Origin of the sequence: Ensifer sp. ENS09, assembly GCF_014852425.1 — a bacterium.
Lineage (GTDB): Bacteria > Pseudomonadota > Alphaproteobacteria > Rhizobiales > Rhizobiaceae > Ensifer.
On record NZ_JACVBP010000005.1, the window covers coordinates 46,164 to 71,634 of the forward strand.

Consider the following 25,471-nt stretch of genomic DNA (forward strand, 5'->3'; position numbering starts at 1 on the left):
GCCATGATGGCGGGTTCACGATCAACAGGACTGCGGCAGGCGCGCGTTCGTACCGCCTGGCTGTTTCTCGCGCCAAGCCTGCTTGTCCTCACGGGCGTGGCGCTCTGGCCGCTCGGCCGCACCTTCCTTTTTTCCTTCACCGACGCCCTGCTCACCGAGCCGGACTTCTACAGCTATGTCGGCTTCGACAACTACTATGCGCTGTTTGAGGATCCGCTCTGGTGGCAGTCGGTCCGCAACACGCTTTACTTCACGGTCATTTCCGTGTCGATCGAGACCGTGCTCGGCCTAACGATCGCGCTGCTCCTGAACTCCCATATCGCCGGGCGCGGCATGATGCGCGCGATCATCCTGATCCCCTGGTCGATCCCGGTCGTCGTCAGTGCGCGCATGTGGCAATGGATGCTGCATGACCAGTTCGGCATCGTGAACCACGTGCTGAAGCTTGCCGGCGTGATTGAAAGTGGCGTCGCCTGGACTGCCAATTCGGCGCTGGTCATGCCCGTGATCATCGCGGTCGACGTCTGGATTACCACGCCCTTCATGGTGCTGCTGATCCTTGCGGGATTATCGATGCTGCCGCGCGGCATCTATGAGGCCGCCTCGATCGACGGCGTGCCGGCATGGAAGCAGTTTACCTCGCTGACGCTGCCGCTGCTTGCCCCGAGCATCGCCGTCGCCGTGCTCTTCCGCCTGCTCGACGCGCTGCGCATGTTCGACCTGAGCTACGTGCTTTCCTCCAACAGCGACGACACCAAGACGGTCTCGATCTATGCCCGCGAAGTGCTGGTCAATTTCCAGGACATGGGCGTCGGCTCGGCCGCCAGCACCGCCGTCTTTCTGATGATCGCGCTGGTGACGGCCATCTACGTCACCGTCTTCCGTCTCAATCGCCGCCTCATGGGAGTTTGACATGGTTAGGAGCAACACCGGCAAACGTCTGCACAAGGTCGCGATCTACGCACTCTTCGGCATCGTCGCGCTCTACACGCTGTTTCCGTTCTACTGGATGATCGCCTCGTCGATGAAGTCGGGCCAGGCGATCTTCGACGTCACCTTCTTGCCCGACCTGAAGTTCAACAACTACGCGGCGATCCTCTCCGACGGCGTCTTTTTGCGTTCGCTGCTCAATTCGTTGATCGTCGCCTTCTCGGTCGTGGCGCTGTCGCTGCTGCTGGCTGTCGGCGCGGCCTACGCGCTGGGACGTATCGATTTCCGTGGCCGCTCGCCGATCATGCTGCTGGTGCTCGCGGTATCGATGTTCCCGCAGATCGCGCTGCTTTCCGGGCTCTTCGAGATGATCCGCTGGCTCGGGCTTTACAATACGATCGGCTCGCTGATCTTCGCCTATATGATCTTCACGCTGCCCTTCAACATCTGGGTGCTGACGACCTTCATGCGTGACCTGCCGAAGCAGATCGAGGAGGCGGCGATCATGGACGGGTGCTCGCCGCTGCGCATCGTGCGCTGCATCTTCCTGCCGATGATGGGACCGGCGCTGATCTCGACCGGGCTTCTCGCCTTCATCGCCTCGTGGAACGAGTTCATGTTCGCGCTGACCTTCATCCTCACCGACGAGAACCGCACCGTGCCGGTGGCGATCGCGCTGATCTCCGGGTCGAGCCGCTACGAGTTCCCCTATGGGGCGATCATGGCCGCCTCGACCGTCGTCACGGTGCCGCTGATCATTCTCGCGCTGATATTCCAGAAACACATCGTCTCCGGCCTGACGGCCGGTGCGGTCAAGGGTTGAAATGGCCTCCATTCGAGGCGGAAAGGGTACTCACATGCGTGTCGTTCGTGTTGGTTTGATCGGGCTTGGCGAAGTTAGCCAGCTCATGCATCTGCCGATCCTGGCCGATCATCGCCATCTGTTCGAAATCGCCGGCGTCTATGACGTCTCGCCGAGCCTGACGGCCTACTGCTCGGCCCGTTATCCGGGCGCAAAGAAATATGAGACGGCGGAAGCGCTTGTCTCTGCACCTGATATCGATGCCATCTTCATCCTGACGCCGGACCAGACGCACAGCTTCTATCTGGAGATGGCGCTGAAGGCGAAGAAGCACGTCTTCCTGGAAAAGCCCGCCTGCCTGACGCTCGGCGAAATCGACGCGGTCGCGCCGCTGGCGGACGCCACCGACCGGCTGCTCTTCGTTGCCTATATGCGCCGCTATTCGCCAAGCTTCCTGCGCGCCAAGGCGATGATGCCGGCTGCGAGCGACGTGCGTTACGTCCGCGTCCGCGACATCATCTGCGAAGGCCCGTTCTTCATTCGCCAGACCCGCAACATCTTCTATCCAACGGACCTCGACGCCGCGTTCCTGGCGGATTCCCGGGCGCAGACAACGGCGCTTTTGAAACAGGTGGTTGGCGATGATGCGCCCGCCGATCTGATGCGCGCCTATCAGGTACTGACCGGACTTTCGTCACACAGCCTTTCGGCGATGCGCGAGCTGATCGGCCTGCCGAAGCGGGTGATTGCCGCCCATCACAAGTGCAACGGCGAGTCCATCGTCGCGCTGTTCGATTACGGCCACTTCACCGCGATCTACGAAGCCATGATCGACAACGTCGCCCGCTTCGATGCCCGCATCGAGGTGCTGTCCGATCGCCGCCAGCTGCGCGTCAGCTACGACACGCCCTATATCCGCAACTTGCCGACTTCGCTCGAAGTGATCGACAGCACCGACACCGAGACCGAAACGCGCACCTTCGGCCCTGATTACACTGATCCCTTCGCCCTGGAGCTGCGGGCCTTCCACGATCATCTTGTCAACGGCACGAAGCCGAAGACGACGTTGTCGGACTCGCGTCAGGATCTGGCGTTGATGGCCGAGATCGTCGGTCGCCTGCGCGAGAGTTCGGGGCTATAGCAGGACACGTTTCACACACTAGAGTTGTATCGATATGGCAAAACGCGAAACCGCACGTGACCGCATTCTCACCGCCGCCGAGGCGATCGTCGTCGGCAAGGGCGTGTCATCCCTCACCTTCGACGAAGTGGCGGAACAGACCGGCCTCAGCAAGGGCGGCATTCTCTACCACTTCGCCAGCAAAGACGCGCTGGTGCGGGCGATGGTCGAGCGTTTCGTCTACCGTTTCGAGACCGGTCTCTCCGGCCTCGAAACCGAGGACGAGGACCCGCATGGCCGCTACACCCGCGCCTATGTCCGCGCGACGCTCGGCGAGTCCACCAGCACCGGCGATCAGTACGACCGCCTGGGTGCCAGCATCACCGCGGCGCTCTCGAACTTTCCCGACCTTCTTGAGATCGTGCGCCAGCAGAACATCCGCTGCCAGGCATCCGTCGAAAACGACGGCCTTGATCCGGTCGAGGCGACGATCACGCGACTGGCGGTCGAGGGCATGTGGCTGGCTGAGGTCTTCAATGTCATGCATCTCGACCCCGAGATGAAGCGTGCCGTCACCGCCCGGCTTTTGGAGCGTACGCACGCCCAAGCACCGCCGAAATAGCGCGCTTCGCGCACAGAGACCCCACGCATCGGCGCTCGCTTTCAGCGCCCAGAACCAAGGAGTTTTTCCGATGGGATACAAGCCGTCTCCCCGTCCCGTTTTCGATCGTCCCAGCCACATCCCCTATGCCGGCGTCACGCGTCATCTCTGGGGTGAGGAAAATGCCGGCCTCGTCGACGACTGGATCTACGCCTCGACCGAAAGCATCCACCAGATCGTCTTCGGCATGCAACCGGGTGGCTGCTTCAAGCATACGGAAGCCTTCCGCACGATCTTCGGGGCGGATGAGGTTCTTTACGTGCTCTCCGGCACGCTCGGTCTCGCCAATCCCGAGACGGGTGAATTCTGCATCGCCAAGGAAGGCGAGGCGCTGTTCTTCCGCAAGGACACCTGGCATCACGGCTTCAACCTCGGCAACGAGCAGGTTCGTGTGCTGGAATTCTTCGCGCCGCCGCCGGCCAAGGGTACGTCAGGCCCCTATGCGCGTACCAAGCCCTATATCGAGATCGAGCAATCGCGTTATGGCCAGAGCGAATTCATCGGTCGCTGGCCGATGGAGGCCGAAGCGCAGCGCAAGGCCAGGACAATCCATCCGATGCGCGAGGCCGATCTGCTGCTGAGCCTCGATCCGGCGACACAGGGCGCCTACACCGGCCTCTATTGCGCGACCGACCAGCTGACCGTCGGCAAGACGACGCTGCTTTCGGGCAAACGCACCGGCATGGAGCGCCACAAGGGTGACGAATGCCTCTACGTGGTGTCGGGCACCCTGAACATCCATGTGCCGGATGCCGAAGGCCAGGTCTGGTTCGAGCTCAACCCGCGCGACGGCTTCTATATTCCGGCGGGTTTCGATCACCAGTATTTCAACATGACCGGCGACAAGGTGGAGTTCGTCTTCGGCGTGGCACCGGAGTACTGATCTCGAACAAAAAATACGGCAGTACCCGCTGGATACTGCCGTATTTGAAAACCGGAAGTCGTCCGAGAGGAACGTTGCTTCCGAAATCCGTCGGCGGCCCTTAGGCCGCCTTCTTTGCGTCGAATGGGATCTCGATGTCGACGGCGAGCGTCGAGACCTGCGGGCCGCGCTCCATCGTCACGCGGACCTTGTCGTCGTCGATCTGCATGTGCTTGGAGATCGCCTGGAGGATCTCGTCGCGCAGTTTGGTGACGAGGTCGCTATCGCCGGCGGATGCGCGCTCATGGGCAAGCAGCACCTGCAGCCGTTCGCGGGCGGCCGGCGCTGACTGGGTGCGGGAGAAGAAACGGAAAAGGTTCATGCCGCTTTCCTTCCGAAAATCTTGCCGAGGAAGCTGCGCTTCTCGCCGGGGATGGTGATCGGCAGGGCTTCGCCTTTGAGCCGGCGCGCCGCGTCGAAGTAGGCGAGTGCCGGCGCGCAACGGTTGTCGGCGAGTGTCACCGGTGAACCGACGTTGGAGGCGCGCAGCACGTCGGCGCTTTCCGGGATGATGCCCATCAGCGGGATCGACAGGATTTCCAAGACGTCGTCGACCTTCAGCATGTCGCCACGCTCGGCGCGGATCGGGTCGTAGCGGGTGAGCAGCAGGTGCTTTTCCATGCGCTCGCCGTTTTCGGCCTTGAGAGTCTTGGAATCGAGCAGGCCGATGATGCGGTCGGAATCGCGCACCGACGAGACTTCCGGGTTGGTCACGACGATCGCGATGTCGGCATGGCGCATGGCCAACGTCGCGCCGCGCTCGATGCCGGCGGGGCTGTCGCAGATAACCCAGTCGAAGGCGCTCTGAAGGGCGGCGATGACCTTCTCGACACCTTCCGGCGTCAGATTGTCCTTGTCGCGGGTCTGGGAGGCCGGCAGCAGATAGAGGGTTTCCAGGCGCTTGTCGCGGATCAGCGCCTGCGACAGCTTGGCCTCGCCCTGGATCACGTTGACCAGGTCATAGACGACGCGGCGTTCCGCGCCCATGACGAGGTCGAGATTGCGCAGACCGACGTCAAAGTCCACGACGACGACTTTCTCGCCGTTCTGAGCGAGTGCGGCGCCCAGTGCGGCGCTGGACGTCGTCTTGCCGACGCCGCCCTTGCCCGATGTAACTACGACTACCTTGCCCATTCGTCTCTCCAAGTATCTGTGAATTCGCCTTCGCCTACGTCCTCGTGACCCCGGCCGGATCGACCTGAATCACCAGATGCGGATGGTCAGCATCCACACCCTTCCTTGCCTCGGCCTAACCGAGCGTTCCCGCCTTCAGCTCTTCGCCGTCGAGCCAGATCTGCACGGCCTTGCCGCGCAGGTTCTGCTCCATGTCGTCGGCCGTCTTGTAGAAGCCGTCGATCGCAATCAGTTCCGCTTCGAGCTTGCGGCAGAAGATCCGCGCCGAGGCATTGCCCGTGGTGCCGGCCATCGCCCGGCCGCGCAGCGCGCCGTAAATGTGGATCGAGCCGCCGGCGACGACTTCGGCGCCCGAGGCGACCGAGCCGATGATCGTCACGTCGCCTTCGGGGAAGAACAGCGACTGGCCGGAGCGTACCGGCTGGGTGACCACGATCGACGGTGTCGCCTTGGCGGCAACCGGTTCTGCCGTGATCACCGTTTCCGCGCCTGCTTCGGCTTCGGCTTCCGGCGCCTCGGTCTTTTCGGCCTGTTCCGCCATCTTGGCTTCGTAGTCCGCCGCCGGGCGACCGTCGGTCATCGCGGGCGGAAGGTCGGCGCCGAGCAGAGACTGGCGCGCACCTTCGATGCCCATGATGCGCACATTGCGCTTGCCGAGCTGGTCGACGAGTTCGCGCAGTTGCGACCGGTCGATATCAAGGCCATCGACGTCGAGCACCACCGGGCGCCGCAGGAAGAAACCGGCGGATCGGGAGGCGAGATGGTCGAGGCGGGTGAGCCAATCCTCGAGCGGAAGCTCGGGGGTCAGCGCTAGCGCAAGGAAGGATCGCCCCTTGAGGCGGATCGGCCGGGATTCGGTTAACACATCGTTCATCTTGGTAAATTTTCCGTTGCTTCGGTGTATCGATCAAATGGTTAACAAATGGTTAATTCGGCAATGCGAAGGTTAATGAGGCGGCCTTGAGGACCGGTCGCCGAACGTTGGAAAACAAGGAAAATCGGGCGGCGGAAAAAGCTGCTCTTTTGCCCATTGTTGCCCTGGATTCGGCCGATCAGACCCGGCGCCCGGCGCCGGGAGACGCAGAAAGCGTCGATGAGGCAAGAGCGATTCGTCCGGCCCCCTAAGGGGAGTTGACATTGGAACGCTAAAATAAGAACATAACAAGAACAAAACGGAGGTTCCCATGAATCGGATGGAGACCATGACCCACACGGAAGAAGTGATCGAACGCGCCATGGCCGCCGTTGCGGCCGCCCGAAAGAAGCGGGAACGCGAGGCCGAATGGCGCAAGCGCACCTTCGGCCGCATCGACATGGCGCCGCCATTGCCGCGGCTGAAGCGTGGCGGTGTCCAGCTTTCGCTTCGGCTCGACGGTTCCGCCCGCTGACGAACGCGCCGACCGCTTCAGGCCCCGTGGCTGGATGACGTGCGAAGCGAGCCGAGGCTTCGAGAGGAATGAACATGAGGCATCGTCGAAGCATCGACCTGATGCCGCGCGAAGACGCCGCCGATTACGGGGCGACCCTGGAACTCTTGCCGGAATGGTATGTGCTCGTGGCGAAATGCGGGAACTGCCGGCACCAGGGGCGGATCGATCGCCGGCTTGTTGCAAACAGGCGCGGATGGGGCGTCTCTCTCAATTCCATAGGCCCGGCGCTGAAATGCGTACGCTGTGGCAACAGGGAAGGGAACAAACTGCTCCTTGGCCGGTTGCCTCGGGACTGATGAGTCGGCGTGGGCAGAAAGCCTGGCGGGGCAAATGTGTTGCCTTGAGCGCCCGAAGTGCATTCTTATCCGGTTGGAAATGAATCCTTCATTATATATAGTATAAAATCGGAGTTTATCGATATTTTGTGCGGTCGTCTGTCGTTTAAGTCGATCGTGGTTTGATTGTTAACGAAAGTTATCAAGCGTGATTCGCCGAAAACGGCGTGAAATCGGAACAATTTATTATTCCTTTCGTTGATGTCGTGATCGAACGAAAGGATGAGATCATGAAGAAGCTTGTAATCGCCGCGGCTGTTGTTTCTTTGGTGGCAGGATCCGCATTTGCTGAGGATGCCAACCAGAAGGCTGGCACGGCCGCAGGTATCGTTGGCGGCGCGACGGCGGGTGCCGTTGTCGGTGGGCCGATCGGTGCCGGTGTGGGTGCCGTGGTCGGTGGCGCGCTCGGTGGAGCGCTGACGCCGCCGCCGCCGGAAGTCATCACCTATGTCGAACAGCAACCCGCCCCGCCTTCGGTCGTCGTGCAGGAGCAGGTGGTGATCGGCAAACCCATCCCGCAAGCCGTCGTCCTGACGCCCGTACCCGATAATCCGCGCTACGCCTATGCGGTCGTAAACGAGCACCGCGTGATCGTCGAGCCGCAGTCGAGAACGGTGGTCCAGGTCATCAACTGACCGTAGGCGGTTTTTACACCCTAGTCTCGGAAGAAGGGGCGGCGCTCCGCGCCGCCCCTTCCTTCTGCCCAGCTGTTGGCAAGGCGAGGCATCAAGCGCTTTGAGCGCCGTACGGGCGACTGAGAATGACTGATCGGTCGTGTTGATTGGCTCCAGTTGATACACTGAAGCTTGGATTTCATTGACGGGGAAGCACGTCGTCGGAGCTATCGCGCACGAGAACTGGCCGATCGAGACGTGGCGCCCGGGCGTCGAGACCCGCATGCTCATCTCCGCGCTCAATAGCGCTTCCGGACTGTGCCTGTTCGAACAATGGATCGCGCCCGGCGCCGGCGCGCCCACCCATAGCCATCCTGTCGAAGAGGTGCTGACGGTGGTCGCGGGGCAGGCGGAAATGTGGATCGACGCGGAACGCTTCATTCTCACCGCCCATCAATCGCTGATCGTGCCGAAACGACGTCGGCACGGCTTTGCCATTGCCGGCGGCGAAACGCTCCACATTCGCGCCGTGCTCGCATCCGCGGCCTTCGAGGCGAGCTTCGACGGTACCGCGCAAGCGACGAGGCGCTGGGCAAGCGCATCGATGCGGGGATAGCGCAGGCCGCAAGCGCGTCAGGCCGCCACCTCCCAGTGGGCGCGCTGGGCCATTACTGCTCTTAAGCGCTGGCAAAATTCGTCGTGTCCGCAAACGAGTGGCTCTCACTGTCTGTGGCTTGGACTCTGCCTTTTCCGAAAGCTCGCGCCCGGCAGTCGCGGCAAGGCCACGGCGGTTGTCCGGCAACGCGACGGCGATGAAAATATACGCGCGAAATATCTAATATAAATCTCGAATTATATTGCCGGTATTTCAAGTATTTATTTCGGTATTGCTTTACGTATTTATATACATACAGTCCAAAGCGACGAATTAACATTCATCAGCAAAGTATTTTTGAAAATGGTTTGAAGGGGAGTGGTCGCATGGCGAGGATCGTAGGTTCCTATGGGAACGACGTTTTGAAGGGGACCGGGGAAAGCGACCGAATCTGGGGGCTGTTCGGCGCCGACACGATCGATGGCGGCGCTGGTGATGATTTCGTCAGCGGCGGCGGCGGGCGTGATACCCTGATCAGCTCGAGTGGCTACGATCGGCTCGACGGCGGCGCCGACGACGACCAGATCGTGCTCAACGGGACGGGTGGCGCGGTCACCGGAGGGGCTGGCTATGACGGTCTCGTGGTCGATTTCTCGCAGACCTCCGAGAAGATGGTGTTCAACGGCGCGGCCGGCCACGGTTATGTCGGCGATCCCGCGGTCGCCGGGCGCGACGTCTTCTTCCACGATATCGAGTGGTTGCGGGTGCTTGCCGGCAGCGGCGATGACAGGATCACCGGTACTGCCTCGGGCGACAACATCTCGACCGGCGCCGGCAACGATGTCGTCTACGCCGGTGGCGGAAACGATCTCATCACCAACAGCGGCGGTCACGACCGTCTCGATGGCGGCGCGGGCAACGACCGCTTCGTTCTCATCGGTACCGGCAGCACCGTTTCCGGCGGCAGCGGTACCGATACGCTGGCCATCGATCTCGTCGCCGCCAAAGCCCCCGTCGTCTTCAACCTGGAAAACGGCCACGGCATCATCGGTTACCAGACAGTGGGCGAGCGGCACATCTTCGTCACCTATGACGGCATCGAAAAGATCGAAGTGACGACGGGAAGCGGCAACGACCGGATTCTCGGGAGCACGCTTTCCGATGTCATCCAGACCGGCGGCGGCAACGACTTCGTCGATGCGGGTGCCGGCGACGATACGATCATCGATGGGCTTGGCGCCAATCGTCTGTTTGGCGGCGACGGCCGCGACCAGATCACCTCGACGCTCTATTCGGCAGAGATCGACGGCGGAGCGGGCCAGGACTGGCTATGGATCAAGGAAACACAGCGCACGGGCGACCTGACGATCGACTTCTCCGCCGGACGCGCCTCGACCGGCACGGTCGTTAACGGCATCGAGGAGGCGAGCCTCATGTTCGGCAGCGGCAACGATCGGGTCATCGCCGGCGATCTGACCTATCTCGTGGTCGAGGCCGGCGCTGGAAACGATCATCTCGAAGGCGGCGCCGGGGCGGATGCGCTTTATGGCGAAGACGGCAACGATTACATTCACGGGGGTGCCGGAAACGACTCGATCGTCACCGGCGCCGGCGACGACGTGGCATATGGCGGCGACGGAAGGGACACGCTTGCCAATACCGGCGGCAGCGACGTGCTCGATGGCGGGGCCGGAGACGACTGGCTGCAGGACACCTTTCCCGGCAGCGGCAGCCTCGGCGTCGCGTCGATCCTGCGTGGCGGCGCGGGCAACGATACGATCAATGCCCGCTACCTCGGCGAGGTCGATGGCGGCGAGGGCCGGGATCTGCTGAACCTCAACTATGGCGGCCTGCCGGAGGCGATGGACTTCGACGCGGCACGGGGTGTCACCCATACCGGCCTGACCTTCACCGGTATCGAATATTTCAACGTTTCGAGCGGGAGCTACGACGATGTGCTGCGCGGCGGTGACGACAACGACACCTTCTATTCTTCGAGCGGCAACGACATCCTCGACGGGCGCGGCGGCGACGACAGGCTGAGCGGGGCGTCGGAAAACGACCAACTTTTCGGTGGCGACGGGGCGGATTTCCTCGATGGCGGCTCCGAGAACGATCTGTTGAGCGGCGGTAACGGCAGCGATGTGCTGATGGGCGGTCGCGGCGCCGACACCTTTTCCTGGTCGTCGGAAACCTCCGGCGAGGCAGGCCTCGATCGCATTCTCGATTTCGATGGTCGGCAGGGTGACCGCATCGCCTTTTCCGACGAGGCACAGGACACGACGGGTATTCACAGCTATGCCGATTTCCTGGCCGCGGCGCGCGATACGGCCGATGGCGTGTTCGTCTCCTTCAACGGCTCTGAGACCGAAGGCATTCTGATCGAGGATGTCTCGCTCTCGGTGCTCTCGGAGAGCGATCTCGTCTTCGGCTGAGGCCTCGTCGTCAGACCTCCGCTGCCGCACCTTCGTCTTTGGGTGCGGCATCGTCGGCATCCGTGGTCAGGCGCCCATCGATGAGCTGAAGGCGCCGGTCCATGCGCGCGGCCATGTCCAGGTCATGGGTGACCGCGACCACGGTCTTGCCCTCTTCGCGCACCAGCGTTTCCAGGATCCTGAAGACCTGCTCGGAGCTCTTGCTGTCGAGGCTGCCGGTCGGTTCGTCGGCGAGGATCAGCGGCGGATCGTTGGCGAGCGCACGGGCGACCGCGACGCGTTGGCGCTGGCCGCCCGAAAGCTGGTCGGGCCGCTTGTCCAGGTGATCGGCGAGCCCGAGCGCGGCAAGCAACTCGCCTGCCTTCTCACGCATCTCGCTCCGGCCAAGGCGACCGAGCTTGCGCATCGGGATCTCGACGTTCTCGCGGGCAGTAAATTCCGGCAGCAGGAAGTGAAACTGGAAGACGAAGCCGATATTGGCGAGCCGCGTGGCGGCCCGTTCGTCCTCGTCCATCTGCGCCGTATCGCGACCGCGGATCGAGAGTGTGCCGCCCGTCGGCCGGTCGAGCAGGCCGAGCAGATAGAGAAGCGACGATTTGCCGGAACCGGAGGGGCCGGTGACGGCGACGAATTCCCGCTCGCCGATGCTCAAGGTGATGTCCTTCACCAGCGTGACCGGTACGGTCTCCCTCAGGATCCGCGTCAGATCCCTTGTTTCGATTAGCGTGCTCATGTCGCGCCCCGGATGATGTCGACGGGATTGGCGCGGGCGGCGCGCCGGGCCGGCAGATAGCCGGCGACCGCTGCCGATCCAACTGCGAAGGTGGCGGCGATCAGATAGTGCAGCATGCTCCAGGCGATCGGCAGCCGGGTCATTTCCTGGCCAGTGGCCGCGAGTTCGAAACGGACGAGCGAGAGCGCGTAGATCATTGCGAAACCGAACGCCCAGCCGAGAAGCGTGCCGGCTGTAGCGATGGCCACGCCTTCCAGTACGAAGAGGATGCGCATGTCGGTCTCGGTGAAGCCGAGCGACTTCATGATGGCGATGTCGCGAGCCTTTTCGTGCGTGATCGTCGAGATGATGTTGAAGATGCCGAAGCCGGCGACCAGCATGATCGCGGCGACCACCGTGTACATGATGACGTTGCGCACGACGAGCGCCTCGAGGATGGACTCGTTGGCTTCCTGCCAGGCGACCGCCTTGTAGCCGAGCTCCGCCTCGATGCGCCGGGCGACGGCCGGGGCGGCGTTCGGATCGTCGAGCTTGATGTTGATCACGTTGATCGCGTTCGGCCGGGCCGAGAGGATCTGCGCGTTTTTCTGCAGCACATAGGCCTCGCCCTCGTCGCGGGCGGTCGTGCCGGTGTGGAAGAGACCGACGATCTTGAAGCGGCGGCTGAGCCCTTCCGAAGAGACGGCGGTGATCGTGTCGCCGAGCCTGGCGCCGAGCCGGGCGGCCATGGTATCGCCGATCACCACATTGTTGCCGCCCGCGGCAAGGGCTGCGAAGCTGCCCGCCTTGAAATCGCCGATGATCGGCGAGACCCGCGGCTCCGCCTGCGGATCGATGCCGATGACGGCAGCGCCCACCTCCTGGCCGGAATAGCGAAGCACGCCCTGCGTCTTGAGGGTGGCGGCAAAGCGGCCGGGAACCCAGCCGTCGAGCCAGGATAGGGCTGCCGTCGGGTTGATGATGCCGCGGCGGTCGTCGCGTGGTCTCAAGCCGGAAATGGCGGCGGCATCGAAAAGGTCTTCTGCCGGCTGGCGGCGTGCCGTGCGCTGCTCGTCGGTCACCTCCACATGCGGCATGGTGTCGACGAGTTGGCGGACGAAATCGTCTTGGCCGCCCTGCATCAACGCTGCCATGGCAATGGAGAAGCCGACACCGACCGCCACACCCAGCATCGCAACGATCGTCTGCCGGCCCCGGCCGGATATGTGCGTCAGTGCGATGTCGAGGATGAGGCGCATGGCGGGCTCATTTCTCTGGGGCAGGGGTGGCCTTCACCCGCGTGCCGTCGGCAAGGCCGGTCGGGAAGGGCGAGACGACGCGCACGTCGTCTTTGAGGCCAGAGAGGATCTCGACGCCGTCGGCGCCGCGGATGCCTGTTTTCAGCTCACGGATCCGGGCGTGATTGCCGTCGATCACGGCGGCCCTCGTTCCCTCCAGCGCCACGGTCGGGATGATCAAGGCGCCCTTTGCGACCCGCACGATGATGTTGACGTCGGTCGACATGCCGATCCGAAGCGGCGTGTCGTCGGGCAGTCGAAAGCGCACGCGATAGGTCTTCGTTACCGGATCACCCTTGGGCGTGATGCTGTCGACCGTCGCTTCCAGCTTGCGATCGGGGAAGGCGTCCGATCGGAGCAGCGCCTCCTGGCCGACTTCGACGCGTGGGATATCCTCTTCGTTGACGTCGGCGGTCACGATCAGCGGTTTCGGCTCCCCGACCCAGAAGAGTACCGTGCCGAGGTCCGCAACCTCGCCGATCTCGCCGTCCTGCCTGAGCACCTGTCCGGCGCTCGGTGCGCGCAGCACATAGGTCGCGAGCCGCGCCTGGCGGCCGGCAACGAGTGCTTCCAGCTGGCCGAGTTCGCTGCGCGCCCGGTCGACCTCCTGTTCGCTGATCGTGCTGCGCTCGGCAAGTGCCAGCTTGCGGCGATATTCCTCCTGCGCCAGTGTCAGCCGCGCCTGCAGTTCGCCGAGCGCCGCTCGCGCCTCGGTGTCGTCGAGACGGGCGAGCACGTCGCCCTTGGCGACGCGCTGCCCTTCGCAATTGCACTGCTCGACGATGCGCTCGGCGACTGTCGGCGTGACTTTTGCCCAGGTGCGCGGCTCCACCACGCCATCGGCATAGATGATCTCCGCCGCATCGCCGCGTTTCGGCGAAATGACGGAGACGGGAACCGGGCGAAGAAAATACCAGGCGCCCGCCGCACCGACGGCAACGACAACGGCCGCTCCGATTGCATAACGAGTGAGCCGCACGAGATGCTCCTTGAACGCTTCCTATCCGTTCAGTATAAATAGACCGACGGTCGGTTTGTTTCAAGGCCGTCGACTCCCTCGACCTTCGGCAGCATCGTGGACCGCGCCGCAAACCCGTGCTAAGCCGCCCTTCTGGGAGCGCTCATGGTCAGAACGAAGAAATCGCCGGAAGTCCGATCGAACGAGTTGATCGATTGCGCCGAGCGTTTGTTCTTCCTCCACGGCTACGAGAACACGACGGTCAACGACGTCATCCGTGAAGCCAATGTCTCCAAGGGCGCCTTTTACCACTATTTCGTCTCGAAGGAGGCGCTGCTGGAGGCGGTCGCGACCCGCCTGGCTGCGCGGAACCTGAAGGAATTGCAGCCGCTTTTCGAGGATCCGTCGCTCGACGCGGTCGGACAGCTGAACGCGCTTTTCGCCGGCTCGCGGCGGCTGAAGCTCGACATGGCGCCGCAGCTGAAGAACAGCTTCAATGCCCTCTTCAAGCCCGAAAACGTCGCGCTTTACCACCGTATCGACGAGGCGCTGATGACCGTCAGCCTGCCGCTGGTCGCCGAGATGCTGCGGCGTGGGCATGCGGACGGAACGCTCGATGCACCCGATCCGGAAGCGTCCGCCCTGATGCTGCTCCAACTGCGGCTGAGCGTCGCCAAGGTGATGCACAAGGCTTTGCAGCGGCAGGAGGCCGGCGACCTCGACGGCGCGGCTGCGATGCTCGACGGCTGGATGCGAACCTACGGCACCGCCATCGAACGCTTTCTGAAGCTTCCGGATGGAACGATCGAAGTGACCGAACCGGGTTTCTCCCGCGCTTTCCTCGAGGCATAGCCGACGGGTCGGTAGCCGGCTCGCGCGTCATTGCCTGCCGCGGCGGCAGGGATCAAAGCGCTCCGTCGACCGCGCCACTGTTGCGCTCGCCGGTGCTCGTCGGCGACGGAAAAAGCTGCGAGCCGAAGGCGCCCTGGCTGCTGATCTCGGGGAAGCTGACATCGGCGATTCTGAAATCGGGCATCAGGGCGAGCATCGGCAAGATTCGTTCGAACACCGCGCCGCCCAGTGGTGCTGCGTTCCAGCCGGAGGTGCGGAAGCCGTAGGTCTCTTTCAGACCCTTGGGCTCGTCGAGCAAGGTGAGAAGCAGGTAGCGCGGATTGTCGACGGGAACGACGCCCATGAAGGAGGTGATGTTCAATTCCTTCGAGTAGCGCCCGCCAGCCACCTTTTCCGCCGTGCCGGTCTTGCCGCCGATGAAGTAGCCTTTGACCTCCGCCTTCTTGGCCGAGCCGGTCTTGGCGTTGAGCCGCAGCAGATAGCGCAGCGCCTCGCCGGTCTCCGGCTTGATCAGATCGCGCGCGATGATGCGCTCGTCGAGCGCCGCGCCCTTGATCAGCGTCGGCCTTATGAGACGCCCGCCGTTGACCAGCGCCGCGACCGCGATGCTCGCCTGCAGCGGCGTCACGGCGATGCCGTGACCGTAGGACGCGGTGGCCGTGTCGATCTCGCCCCAGCGCCGGGGCAATTGCGGATGGGCGCTTTCCGGCAGTTCCGTCGTCAGCCGCGACATCTGCCCGAAGCGCGTCAGGAACGCCCGCAGGTTTTCTGGGCCGACCGCGATTGCCATCTTCGCCATCGAGATGTTCGAGGAATAGATGAAGGCTTCCGGCACCGTCAGCGGTCGATGCTGGCCGCGGTAGTCGTTGATGCGGAAGCGGCCGAAGGCAAGCGGCTTGCTGGCGTCGATGACGGAGCGGAGCGTGAACTGGCCGGAATCGAGCGCCATGGCCGTCGTCAGTGCCTTGAAGGTCGAGCCCATTTCGAAGGTGGCGGCGGCGATGCGGTTGATGCGGTCGGGCTTCAGCGCATCGACAGGCAGGTTCGGGTCGAAATCCGGGTAGGAAACGAGCGCCAGGATCTCGCCATTGGTGACGTCGAGCACCAGGCCGGCGCCGGCCTTGGCGCTGAACTTGGCGATCGCCTTGCGCAGCTCGACCTCGAGCGCGTGCTGGATGCGGATGTCGAGCGTCGTGCTGACCGGCTCGAGATTGCGATGGGAGAGATCCATGCCGCTTTGGCGCAGCACATCCAGCCCCTGGCCCTCGATCCAGCGCTCGATCCCGGCGATGCCGATATTGTCGATATCGACGGTGCCGAGCACATGGGCGGCGAGCGTGCCGTTGGGATAGAAGCGCTGCTTCTCGCGTTGGAAACCGATCGCCGGGAGGCCGGCGTTCCAGACGGCCTGCTCTTCGGCGGGCGTGACCTGGCGCTTGATCCAGGCAAAGGCCGAACCGCTCTTCAGGCGTCGATAGAGGTCGCGTCCGTCGAGATCAGGAAAGATCTCGGTCAGCTTCTCGACCGCCTCGTCGACATCGACGATCAGCCGAGGCTCGGCGTAGAGCCCGGAACTCGGCACGTCGATCGCCAGCAGATTACCGTTGCGGTCAAGGATCGAGGGGCGGCCGAGCGATGGCGGCGGCGGTATGTAGCCGGTGCGCTCGTAGTCGGCGACACCCAGCTGGACAAGCCGCGCGAGCATGAGGCCGAAGACGAGCGCGAAGGCGCCGATGACAAGGAGAAGGCGGCCGCGGGGATCCGGCCGGGGCTGAACCTTGCGTGCCATCTCAATAAAGTCCGCTGCTGTTGGTGAGAAGTTTTTCGCGCTGTTCGGGCGTAAGGTCCGCATCGACGGTTGCCGATGTGCTCGCCGTTTCGAAGCCGTCGATGACCGGGCAGCCGCCGGCGCAGGGCGTGGTCCCCGGCTTGAAGGATTCGAGAATGGCGCCCGGCGTGCCCGCCGGCACCGGCTGGCCGCTCTTGCGGTCGATCGCCTCGACCGTCATGCCGGTTGGCGCGTGGAAATCGGCCGCCGGCCGCCCAGCAAGGGCCACCTTCATGAAGTCGATGAAGATGGGTGCGGCAAGGCCGCCGCCGGTTTCGCCATAGCCCATCGGCTTCGGCGTGTCGTAGCCGAGGAAGACACCCGTGACTAGATTAGGCGTGTAGCCGACGAACCAGACGTCCTTCTCGTCATTGGTGGTGCCGGTCTTGCCGGCGATCGGGACGCCGAGCGCGCCGACGTTTCGGGCGGTGCCGCGCTCGACAACGCCGCGCAGCATCGAGGTCACCTGATAGGCGGTCATCGGATCGAGTACGTAGTCGCGGTCGTCCACGGGCGCGGGCTCTTCCTGGCCGGTCCAGTCGGAGGCGGTGCAATCGTCGCATTTGCGCTGGTCGTGGCGAAAGATCGTGCGGCCGTATCGATCCTGGACGCGATCGACCATCGACGGCGTGACGGCCTTGCCGCCATTGGCGATGACGGCATAGGCCGAGACCAGCCTGAGCAGCGTCGTCTCGCCGGCCCCGAGCGACATCGGCAGGTAAGGCTTCAGCTCGTCATAGATGCCGAAGCGCTTGCCATAGTCGGCGACCAGATCCATGCCGAGATGGCGGGCAAGGCGCACGGTCATCAGGTTGCGGCTGTTTTCGAGCCCGACGCGTAGCGTCGATGGCCCGCTGAAGCGCCCGTCGTAGTTCTTTGGCTTCCACATCCGCCCGGCGCCATCGGCAAGGGCGATCGGCGCATCCATCACCAGCGTCGTCGGCGCATAGCCGTTGTCGAGGGCGGCGGCATAGACGAAGGGCTTGAACGACGAGCCCGGCTGGCGATAGGCCTGGGTTGCGCGGTTGAACTCCGACTGGGCATAGGAAAAACCACCGGCAACTGCCAGCACCCGGCCGGTGTTCGGGTCCATCGAGACGAGCGCGCCTTGCACGAGCGGCGGCTGCCGAAGCGCATAGCCGTCGCCCACCTTTTCCACATAGACGACGTCGCCGGGCGCAAGGACCCCGTCCGGTCCTGCGGCGCAGCCCCGCTTCGCCTTGGCCGAGCGGCAGGCCCAGGCCATGCCGGGCCGGTCAAGGCGGATCGTCTCGTCGGTGCCAAGTGCCCTGCTTCGTAGCGCAGCGGGAGGTCTTAGCCCGATCTCTGCTCCATCCTTGTCGGTCGCGAGCACCACGCCGAGACGCCATTCCGGCACGTCGGCAAGCGGCTGCAGCTTGGCGAGTGCCGGTGCCCAGTTTCCGGTCGAGGGCAGCCGGGTGACGGGGCCACGGTAACCCTTCGCCTGGTCATAGGCGACGAGGCCCTTGCGCAGTGCCGCCATGGCAGCCGCCTGCAATCGCGGATCGAGTGTCGTTCGTACCGAGAACCCGGCCGTATAAAGGGCGGCCTCGCCATACCGGGCGTTGAGTTGGCGGCGGACGTCCTCCGTGAAATAGTCGGAACTCGCGACCGCGGGCGATTGCTGGCGTTGCCTGACGCCGAGCGGGGTGGCGGATGCCTTGGCGGCGGCAGCAGCGTCGATGACGCCGTTCTGCCGCATCTGGTCGATCACCCAGTTGCGGCGGCCGGTGGCCCGTTCCTCCTGGCGGTCCGGGTCGTAATTGTTGGGCGCCTTCGGCAGGGCTGCGAGGAAGGCGGCCTCCGCGACCGAGAGTTCGCTGACCGGCTTGTCGAAATAGGTGAGTGCTGCCTGCGCCACGCCATAGGCACCGCGCCCGAGATAGATGTCGTTGAGATAGAGTTCGAGGATGCGGTCCTTGGAATAGGTCTGGTCGATCCGCAGCGAAAGGATCGCCTCACGCAGCTTGCGCTCCACCGTCCGGTCCGACGTCAGCAGGAAATTCTTGGCGATCTGCTGCGTGATCGTCGAGCCGCCGATCATGCGCCGACCGGAGCCGTAGTTGGCGAGATTGGCGAGCAGCGCCGTGCCGATGCTCGCAATGTCGATGCCGGGATGTGTGTAGAAGTTCTTGTCCTCGGCGGAGAGGAATGCCTGGCGTACACGGGCGGGGATGGTGGCGATGGGCAGGAACAGCCGGCGCTCCCGCGCGAGTTCGGCGACCATCGTGCCGTCGGCGGCATAGAGGCGGCTGGTCACCGCCGGCTCCCAGTTGGCGAGCGTGCGGTGATCGGGCAGGTGCCGCGTCAGGGCTGCGACGAGCGCGGCGGAGGCGAGCGCGACGACGACAGTAAGGTTGAGGCATATGCCGAGCAGATTTGCGACGAACTTCATAATGGGCAGAGCGGACCTTAAAGGCGGCAGGCAGCATCGACGGCACGGGTGTTCGTGCGGCGGGCGGCGCATGCGGAGCGGAGTGGTGAGGTACGCCTACGTCCGCGGACGTGGGCTCGGCGACGGTGCCTGCGGCCGCTAGGGCCAGATGAAACGGCGCATGGATCGGGTCTCCGAAAGCGGTGCGATTGACCGCGCCTTTCCTGAGTTGGCGGCTGCCGGACAACGGCACGCACCGCCGATAAAGTTCACCGTAAAGGGATTGTGCTTGCGCAACAAACCACGTTTATTTGCAAGACCCATTAGGTGAGTTAGGGCATTCATGGTCAGGCCATATCTTCCGCTCAATGCGCTGCGCGCTTTCGAAGCCTCGGCGCGGCATCTGAGCTTTACCCGCGCGGCGATTGAGCTATGCGTTACGCAAGCTGCGGTCAGCCATCAGGTCAAGCTTCTCGAAAGCCGCCTGAACGTGACCCTGTTCAAGCGGCTGCCGCGCGGGCTGATGATCACGGCCGAGGGCGAGGCGCTGCTGCCGGTCCTGCGCGATAGCTTCGACCGGATGGCGGACATGCTCGACCGCTTCGAGGCTGGGCATATCCGGGAAGTGCTGATGATCGGCGCCGTCGGCACGTTTGCAGTCGGCTGGCTGCTGCCGCGGCTCGCCGACTTCCAGGCGAAGTATCCCTTTGTCGACGTTCGTCTTTCCACCAACAACAACCGCGTCGACATGGCGGCCGAGGGCCTCGATTTCGCCATCCGCTTCGGCGGCGGCTCCTGGCACAATATCGAGGCGACGCGGCTCTTCGAGGCGCCTTTGTCCGTGCTTTGCATCCCCGAGATCGCCGAGCGACTGAAGACGCCGGCCGATCTGCTCGACGAGACGCTGCTCCGGTCCTACCGGGCCGACGAGTGGGTGACCTGGTTCGATGCAGCCGGCATCGCCTATCCAGCGCCGCTGCTCAAGGGCATCGTCTTCGATAGCTCGCTGGCGATGATGGAGGCCGCCGCCCAGGGGATCGGCGTGGCACTGGCGCCGCCGCTGATGTTCTCGCGGCTGCTGTCGAACGGCACGATGCGCCAGCCCTTCGACGTTCATACCTCGATGGGAAGCTACTGGCTGACGCGGCTGAAATCGCGCCCCGTCACGCCGGCGATGACCGCCTTCCACGATTGGCTCGCCGCGGCCGCCGAGCAGGAGGCGGCGACCTTGCCGGCCACGCCGGACGTTATCGCAGGCTGATCCTCCGTCACAGGGCCGTGGCGCCGCAAGGTGTGCCACCCATGCGCTGCACGGAGTTGCGTCTTGTAGGCCTAATAATTCTAATGCCTACCACCAATTCTACTGATGGTCACGACGCACGGCTTTTCCGCTCACTCGGACGACTTTGCCGTCGAGCACTCGTATACCGTCCGCCCGCTTTGCGCGTCGACGCCGGCAAGGCTCACCTCATAGCCCCAGAGATGGCGGATATGGCGCATCGTCGCGTCACGGCTGCCTTCGTCGAGCAGGATGCCGTGCTTGACGTTGTGCTGCAGCCGCAATTGCCGGTCGCCGAGCAGATCGACGTCCATCACCTGGATGTCCGGCTGGTTGGCAGCAACGTCGTAGCTGTTGGCGAGCGCCGAACGAACCGCGGAATAACCGCGCTCGTTGTGGATCGAGGCAACCTCGACGAAACGATCCGACGAGCGGTCGGAAAGCTGGAACAGCCGGAATTTGCGCATCACCGCCGGGCTCAGATACTGCAGGATGAAAGACTCGTCGCGATGGTTCGCCCAGGCGTCACGCAGCGTTTCCATCCAGTCGCCGTTGCCGGCAAAGGCGGGAAACCAGTCGCGATCTTCCTCCGTCGGCTCGGTGGCAATCCGCTGGATGTCCTGCATCATCGCAAAGCCGAGCGCGTAAGGATTGATGCCCGGATAGCGCCGATCGTCGAAATCCGGCTGGAACACAACGTTGGAATGGCTCTGCAACAGTTCCAGCATGTGGCCTTCGCCGATCCTGCCCTGGTCGTAGAGGCGGTTGATGATGGTGTAGTGCACGAAGGTGGCGCAGCCCTCGTTCATGACCTTTGTCTGGCGCTGCGGTGAAAAATACTGCGCGATGACACGCACGATCCTGAGCAGTTCCCGCTGCCAGGGCTCAAGGATCAGGCTGTGTTTTTCGAGAAAATAGAGCAGGTTCTCTTCCGGCAGGTTGAGCACCTTCTTGCGCTCGGAGGCGTCGCGCTCGGCCTCGGCCGGATCACGGCTTTCGGCGACCTGCGGCAGCGTTCGCCAGAGGTCGCTATAGGTCTGCTCCTCATATTCCAGCCGTTCGCGCGCCCTCTCGCGCACCTTCTCCGAGGAGAGGCGCGGCGGGCGGCGGTAGCGGAAGACGCCCTGGTCCATCAGTGCGTGAGCGGAATCGAGGATCGCTTCGACGGCGGCGGTGCCGTGGCGCTCCTCGCATTTGGTCACGTATTTCTTGGCGAAATCCATGTAGCTCAGGATCGCGCCGGCATCGGTCCACTGGCGGAAGAGATAGTTGTTCTTGAAAAAATGGTTATGCCCGAAGGCGGCATGCGCGGTCACGAGCGCCTGCATCGCCATGGTGTTTTCTTCCATGAGATAGGTAATGCAGGGATTGGAATTGATCACCAGCTCGTAGGCAAGACCGCGGTGGCCCTTGCGGTAGTGATGCTCCTCATAGGCAAAGCGCTTGCCGAAGGACCAGTGCTGGTACATGAGCGGCATGCCGACCGAGGAATAGGCGTCGAGCATCTGTTCGGAAGTGATGATCTCCAGCTGGTTCGGGTAGACGCTGAGGCCCATTTCCTCGATCGCGACCTGCTCGATCGCGTCATAGGCACGCGACAGCGTCGCAAAATTCCAGTCGGACCCCTGGAACAGGAGACCTGAGGTCGTGCGTCGTGCCATCCGGTCTCCCCCTCATTTCCGGGTGCGTACGGCCGGCTGCCGGGCAAAAAGCCTGCGGAAGACCGGGTAGATGTCGGCAGGTTTGGCAATCCGGGTCATCTGGAAATTCGACTTCTCGCCGTCCACCGTGCGATAGGCGCGCCAGAGCGCGGTGCCGTTGTCCGTCGAGCCGAAGATTTCCGTCTCGCGCTCGTCGATGATTTCGACATAGGCATAGTACTGGCAGAGCTTCGTCAGCTTTTCCCTGAGCAGGGCCGCACAGTGTTCGCTGTCGCCAATGATGTTGTCGCCGTCGGACGCCTGGGCGGCATAGATGTTCCAGATCTGCGAGGGGTAGCGATCCTCGACGATCCTGATCATCTCTTCGAGCGCGGTCGATACGATCGTGCCGCCGCTCTGGGTGCTGTAGAAAAAGGTCTCCTCGTCGACTTCGCGCGCCTCGTCCGTATGGCGGATGAAGACGATGTCGATGCGTTCGTACCGCCGCTTCAAAAACAGGTGCAGAAGCACGAAGAAGCGCTTGGCGAGGTCCTTCTCGCGCTCGCCCATCGAGGCCGAGACGTCCATCAGGCAGAACATCACGGCGTTGGCGTTCGGCAGCGGCTGCTGCTCGAAGCGGTTGAAGCGGATGTCGACCGGATCGACGTAAGGGATACGCCGCCGTTTCTTCTCGATCCTTTCCAGCTCGCCCCGCAGTTCCTTGAGCCTCTGTCGGCTCTTCGCCGTCGGCTCCGGTTCCGCTTCCAGTTGCGCGATCTCGTCGGTGACCGCGGTCAGTTCCTTCTCCTTCGGCCGGTGCAGCGCCAGGCGCCGGCCGAAACTGTTGCGCATCGTGCGCCCGACATTGATGTTCGTCGGCGTTCCCGCCGTGGCGAAGCCGGCGCGACGGGGCTTGAAGGTGACGGTTTCCTTGAGGCTGAGCTTGACCATGTCAGGAAGCTCCAGATCCTCGAAGAAGAGGTCCAGCACTTCCTCGCGCGACAGGATGAACTGGAAATCATCGTCGCTTTCGCCGGTTCCGGGCTTGCCCTTGCCGCCGCCACCGCCGCCCGCTTCCGGTTTCGGCAGGCGGTCGCCTGCCGAAAACTCCTTGTTGCCGGGAAGAACGTAGTTGCGTTCGCCGGAGCCGCGGGACGGCTGGAACGTCGGCTCGCTGGCACCATCGGTCGGCATCGGCACGCCATGGGCGGCATCGACGTCGATGATCCTGTCCGACTTGACCTGATCCTTGATGACCCGCTTAAGCTCTTCGCGGGCCCGCTTCAGAAAGCGTTGTCGATTGCCGAGGCTCTTATCCTTCGGATTGAGCCGCCGGTCGATGAAATTCGGCATATACCAATCCCCTGCTTCGGCCCAATCCCCTGTTTCGGCATCGTCAGCCCGCCTTGTTGACCCGCATGTACCAGTCGACCAGCCGTCGGACCTGACGCTCCGTGTAGCCGCGTTCCGTCATGCGTTGGACGAACTCGGCGTGTTGCTTTTCGGATGCGCTGTCCTTCTTCGAGCCGAAGCTGATGACCGGAAGCAGGTCTTCGACCTGGCCGAACATGCGCTTCTCGATCACATCGCGAAGCTTTTCGTAGCTCGTCCAGGAGGGGTTCTTCCCATGGTTCTTGGCGCGGGCGCGCAGGGTGAACTTGACGACCTCGTTGCGGAAGTCCTTGGGATTGGCGATGCCGGCCGGCTTTTCGATCTGCGACAACTCGCTGTCGAGGATTTCCCGGTTGAGGATCTGTCCGGTATCCGGATCCTTGAAGTCCTGATCTTCTAGCCAGGCGTCGGCATAGGCGATGTAACGGTCGAACAGGTTCTGGCCGTATTCGCTGTAGGATTCGAGATAGGCCTTCTGGATTTCGTGGCCGATGAATTCGGCGTAGCGCGAGGCCAGTTCGGACTTGATGAAGTCCAGGTAGCTTGCTTCCGTTTCCTTCGGGAACTGTTCGCGGCGGATCGCCTGTTCCAGAATGTACATGAGATGCACGGGATCGGCCGCAACCTCCTTGGTGTCATAGTTGAAGGTTTCCGACAGGACCTTGAAGGCAAAGCGAGTGCTGATGCCGGTCATGCCCTCGTCGACGCCGGCGGCGTCGCGATATTCCTGAACGGACTTCGCCTTGGGATCGGTGTCCTTCAGGTTCTCGCCATCATAGACCCGCATCTTGGTATAGAGCGGCGAGTTCTCGTGACGGGCAAGGCGGGTGGAGACGGTGAAGCGGCTGAGGCTTTCCAGCACTTCCGGTGCGCAGGGGCTCTTGGTCAGCTCGCTTTCGCGCAAAAGCTTCTCGTAGATCTGCCGCTCTTCGGTGACGCGCAGGCAGTACGGCACCTTGACCACGAGGATGCGGTCGAGGAAGGCCTCGTTGTTCTTGTTGTTCTTGAACTGCAGCCACTCGGACTCGTTGGAATGCGCAACGACGATGCCCTGATAGGGGAAGCCGCCGAAGCTTTCGGTACCGTTGTAGTTGCCTTCCTGGGTGGCGGTCAAAAGTGGATGCAGGACCTTGATCGGCGCCTTGAACATTTCGACGAATTCGAGCAGGCCTTGCGTCGTGCGGTTGAGCCCGCCGCTGTAGGAATAGGCGTCGGGATCGGCCTGGCTGTAGTTTTCGAGCTGGCGGATGTCGACCTTGCCGACCAGCGAGGAAACATCCTGGTTGTTCTCGTCGCCGGGCTCTGTCTTGGCGATCGCCACCTGGCGCAGCCTCGACGGCATCAGCTTGACGACGCTGAACTTGGAGATGTCGCCATCGACTTCGTCGAGCCGCTTCGTCGCCCAGGGAGAGATCAGGCCGGTGAGCCGGCGTCGGCCGATGCCGTATTTGTCTTCGAGCAGATCGGCCATGCGGTCGGGGTGGAAGAGGCCAAGCGGTGATTCAAAGACTGGGCTGACTTTGCCGCCGACAGCCAGCGTGTAGATCGGCTGAAGTTCCATCAGCTTTTTCAGGCGCTCGGCGAGCGACGACTTGCCGCCGCCGACCGGGCCGAGCAGGTAGAGGATCTGCTTGCGCTCCTCCAGCCCTTGTGCTGCATAGCGGAAGTAGCCGACGATGCGCTCGATCGTGTCCTCCATGCCGTAGAAGTCGGCGAAGGATGGATAGATCTTGACGGTCCGGTTTGAGAAGATGCGGCCGAGACGTTCGTCCGCGCTGGTATCGATGAGGGTTGGATTACCTATGGCTGTAACCATCCGCTCCTGCGCGGTGGCATACATGCTTTTGTCGTCACGACATGCCAGAAGGTATTCTTGAAGGCTGATTTCTTCTTGCGCTGCACTTGTATAGATCTCCGAGAAGAGATCAAAAACGTCGCATTCGCTCTTTTGCATCATGCTCTCCCGCGGCCGCTGGCTGAGACGGGGATCGCTGCTTATCGGCTCGCTCATTCGAATAAACGGCGTCCCATGCGCAATGTTCCTTCAGAGTACTCGCTTTCTCGTGATTCTCGAAGGGGTTGTTTCAATGAATGAAAAATCGTGACTGCGGCATCACGAAAACCTGATCGAAGCGGCGG

General features: G+C 63.0%; 22 protein-coding genes. 11 read left to right on the top strand and 11 right to left on the bottom strand.

Translation table 11 applies throughout. The features are described from left to right. Positions 1-6: 6 nt before the first annotated feature. The 5 genes from IB267_RS24825 to IB267_RS24845 all read left to right on the top strand — a co-directional run bounded on the left by IB267_RS24825 (position 7) and on the right by IB267_RS24845 (position 4,396). On the top strand, positions 7-912 hold the full coding sequence (locus tag IB267_RS24825) for a carbohydrate ABC transporter permease (protein WP_090296665.1): 906 nt from the start codon (positions 7-9) through the stop codon (positions 910-912). Position 913: 1 nt separating this feature from the next. Continuing rightward, positions 914-1,753, top strand: coding sequence for a carbohydrate ABC transporter permease (locus IB267_RS24830; RefSeq protein WP_192450095.1), 840 nt, complete (start codon positions 914-916; stop codon positions 1,751-1,753). A gap of 34 nt (positions 1,754-1,787) precedes the next feature. Then, positions 1,788-2,873 carry a Gfo/Idh/MocA family protein gene (locus IB267_RS24835; RefSeq protein ID WP_192450096.1) on the top strand — a complete coding sequence of 362 codons (1,086 nt, stop codon included), beginning with the start codon at positions 1,788-1,790 and terminating at the stop codon, positions 2,871-2,873. 34 nt (positions 2,874-2,907) lie between these two features. Next, positions 2,908-3,474: a TetR/AcrR family transcriptional regulator gene (locus tag IB267_RS24840; RefSeq protein ID WP_192450097.1), complete on the top strand. Its 567-nt coding sequence runs from the start codon at positions 2,908-2,910 to the stop codon at positions 3,472-3,474. A gap of 70 nt (positions 3,475-3,544) precedes the next feature. Further along, positions 3,545-4,396, top strand: coding sequence for a cupin domain-containing protein (locus IB267_RS24845; RefSeq protein WP_192450098.1), 852 nt, complete (start codon positions 3,545-3,547; stop codon positions 4,394-4,396). A 100-nt stretch (positions 4,397-4,496) separates the two neighbouring features. Here the strand turns inward: IB267_RS24845 and minE are convergent, their stop codons facing one another. The 3 genes from minE to minC all read right to left on the bottom strand — a co-directional run bounded on the left by minE (position 4,497) and on the right by minC (position 6,443). After that, positions 4,497-4,757 carry a cell division topological specificity factor MinE gene (minE, locus tag IB267_RS24850; RefSeq protein WP_034798387.1) on the bottom strand — a complete coding sequence of 87 codons (261 nt, stop codon included), beginning with the start codon at positions 4,755-4,757 and terminating at the stop codon, positions 4,497-4,499. Continuing rightward, positions 4,754-5,569 (bottom strand): septum site-determining protein MinD, encoded by an 816-nt coding sequence (gene minD / locus IB267_RS24855; protein WP_192450099.1) that lies wholly within the window; start codon positions 5,567-5,569, stop codon positions 4,754-4,756. The genes minE and minD overlap by 4 nt, the downstream gene beginning before the upstream one ends. A gap of 115 nt (positions 5,570-5,684) precedes the next feature. Next, a complete protein-coding gene (minC, locus tag IB267_RS24860; RefSeq protein WP_192450100.1) occupies positions 5,685-6,443 on the bottom strand; it encodes a septum site-determining protein MinC in 759 nt (252 codons plus the stop codon). A 328-nt stretch (positions 6,444-6,771) separates the two neighbouring features. On the opposite strand from minC, the gene IB267_RS24865 reads away from it, so the two are divergent. The 4 genes from IB267_RS24865 (at position 6,772) to IB267_RS24880 (ending at position 10,978) form a co-directional block, all read left to right on the top strand. Continuing rightward, positions 6,772-6,957 (top strand): hypothetical protein, encoded by a 186-nt coding sequence (locus IB267_RS24865; RefSeq protein WP_034798488.1) that lies wholly within the window; start codon positions 6,772-6,774, stop codon positions 6,955-6,957. Positions 6,958-7,564: 607 nt separating this feature from the next. Beyond that, complete coding sequence (locus IB267_RS24870) at positions 7,565-7,969, top strand: DUF1236 domain-containing protein (RefSeq protein WP_192450101.1); 405 nt, start codon at positions 7,565-7,567, stop codon at positions 7,967-7,969. A 181-nt stretch (positions 7,970-8,150) separates the two neighbouring features. Then, positions 8,151-8,564 (top strand): cupin domain-containing protein, encoded by a 414-nt coding sequence (locus IB267_RS24875; RefSeq protein ID WP_246810834.1) that lies wholly within the window; start codon positions 8,151-8,153, stop codon positions 8,562-8,564. A gap of 365 nt (positions 8,565-8,929) precedes the next feature. Then, complete coding sequence (locus IB267_RS24880) at positions 8,930-10,978, top strand: calcium-binding protein (RefSeq protein ID WP_192450102.1); 2,049 nt, start codon at positions 8,930-8,932, stop codon at positions 10,976-10,978. A 10-nt stretch (positions 10,979-10,988) separates the two neighbouring features. On the opposite strand, the gene IB267_RS24885 is transcribed toward IB267_RS24880, so the two are convergent. From IB267_RS24885 to IB267_RS24895, 3 genes are read right to left on the bottom strand one after another with little or no spacing between them, the layout of a single operon-like run. Beyond that, positions 10,989-11,711 (bottom strand): ABC transporter ATP-binding protein, encoded by a 723-nt coding sequence (locus IB267_RS24885; protein ID WP_192450103.1) that lies wholly within the window; start codon positions 11,709-11,711, stop codon positions 10,989-10,991. Further along, positions 11,708-12,949: an ABC transporter permease gene (locus IB267_RS24890; RefSeq protein ID WP_192450104.1), complete on the bottom strand. Its 1,242-nt coding sequence runs from the start codon at positions 12,947-12,949 to the stop codon at positions 11,708-11,710. Before IB267_RS24890 ends, IB267_RS24885 begins: the two co-directional genes overlap by 4 nt. Positions 12,950-12,956: 7 nt before the next feature. After that, positions 12,957-13,967, bottom strand: coding sequence for an efflux RND transporter periplasmic adaptor subunit (locus tag IB267_RS24895; RefSeq protein ID WP_192450105.1), 1,011 nt, complete (start codon positions 13,965-13,967; stop codon positions 12,957-12,959). Between the two features lie 144 nt (positions 13,968-14,111). Between IB267_RS24895 and IB267_RS24900 the strand changes: the two genes are divergently transcribed. Then, the gene (locus tag IB267_RS24900) at positions 14,112-14,798 is read left to right on the top strand and encodes a TetR/AcrR family transcriptional regulator (RefSeq protein WP_192450106.1); all 687 of its coding nucleotides are present in this window, start codon (positions 14,112-14,114) and stop codon (positions 14,796-14,798) included. A gap of 52 nt (positions 14,799-14,850) precedes the next feature. Here the strand turns inward: IB267_RS24900 and IB267_RS24905 are convergent, their stop codons facing one another. Both IB267_RS24905 and IB267_RS24910 read right to left on the bottom strand, forming a co-directional pair. Beyond that, entirely contained in the window at positions 14,851-16,587 is a 1,737-nt protein-coding gene (locus IB267_RS24905; RefSeq protein WP_192450107.1) for a penicillin-binding protein 2, read from the bottom strand. Position 16,588: 1 nt separating this feature from the next. Continuing rightward, positions 16,589-19,045: a penicillin-binding protein 1A gene (locus tag IB267_RS24910; protein WP_371742648.1), complete on the bottom strand. Its 2,457-nt coding sequence runs from the start codon at positions 19,043-19,045 to the stop codon at positions 16,589-16,591. Between the two features lie 319 nt (positions 19,046-19,364). Between IB267_RS24910 and IB267_RS24915 the strand changes: the two genes are divergently transcribed. Beyond that, the gene (locus IB267_RS24915; protein WP_192450109.1) at positions 19,365-20,282 is read left to right on the top strand and encodes a LysR family transcriptional regulator; all 918 of its coding nucleotides are present in this window, start codon (positions 19,365-19,367) and stop codon (positions 20,280-20,282) included. Between the two features lie 131 nt (positions 20,283-20,413). Here IB267_RS24915 and IB267_RS24920 read toward each other — a convergent pair whose 3' ends face one another. From IB267_RS24920 to IB267_RS24930, 3 genes are read right to left on the bottom strand one after another with little or no spacing between them, the layout of a single operon-like run. Beyond that, the gene (locus IB267_RS24920; protein WP_192450110.1) at positions 20,414-21,961 is read right to left on the bottom strand and encodes a SpoVR family protein; all 1,548 of its coding nucleotides are present in this window, start codon (positions 21,959-21,961) and stop codon (positions 20,414-20,416) included. A 12-nt stretch (positions 21,962-21,973) separates the two neighbouring features. After that, complete coding sequence (locus IB267_RS24925) at positions 21,974-23,293, bottom strand: YeaH/YhbH family protein (RefSeq protein ID WP_192450111.1); 1,320 nt, start codon at positions 23,291-23,293, stop codon at positions 21,974-21,976. 43 nt (positions 23,294-23,336) lie between these two features. After that, positions 23,337-25,286, bottom strand: a complete 1,950-nt coding sequence (locus IB267_RS24930) for a PrkA family serine protein kinase (RefSeq protein WP_043613002.1) — start codon at positions 25,284-25,286, stop codon at positions 23,337-23,339. Positions 25,287-25,471: the final 185 nt, after the last annotated feature.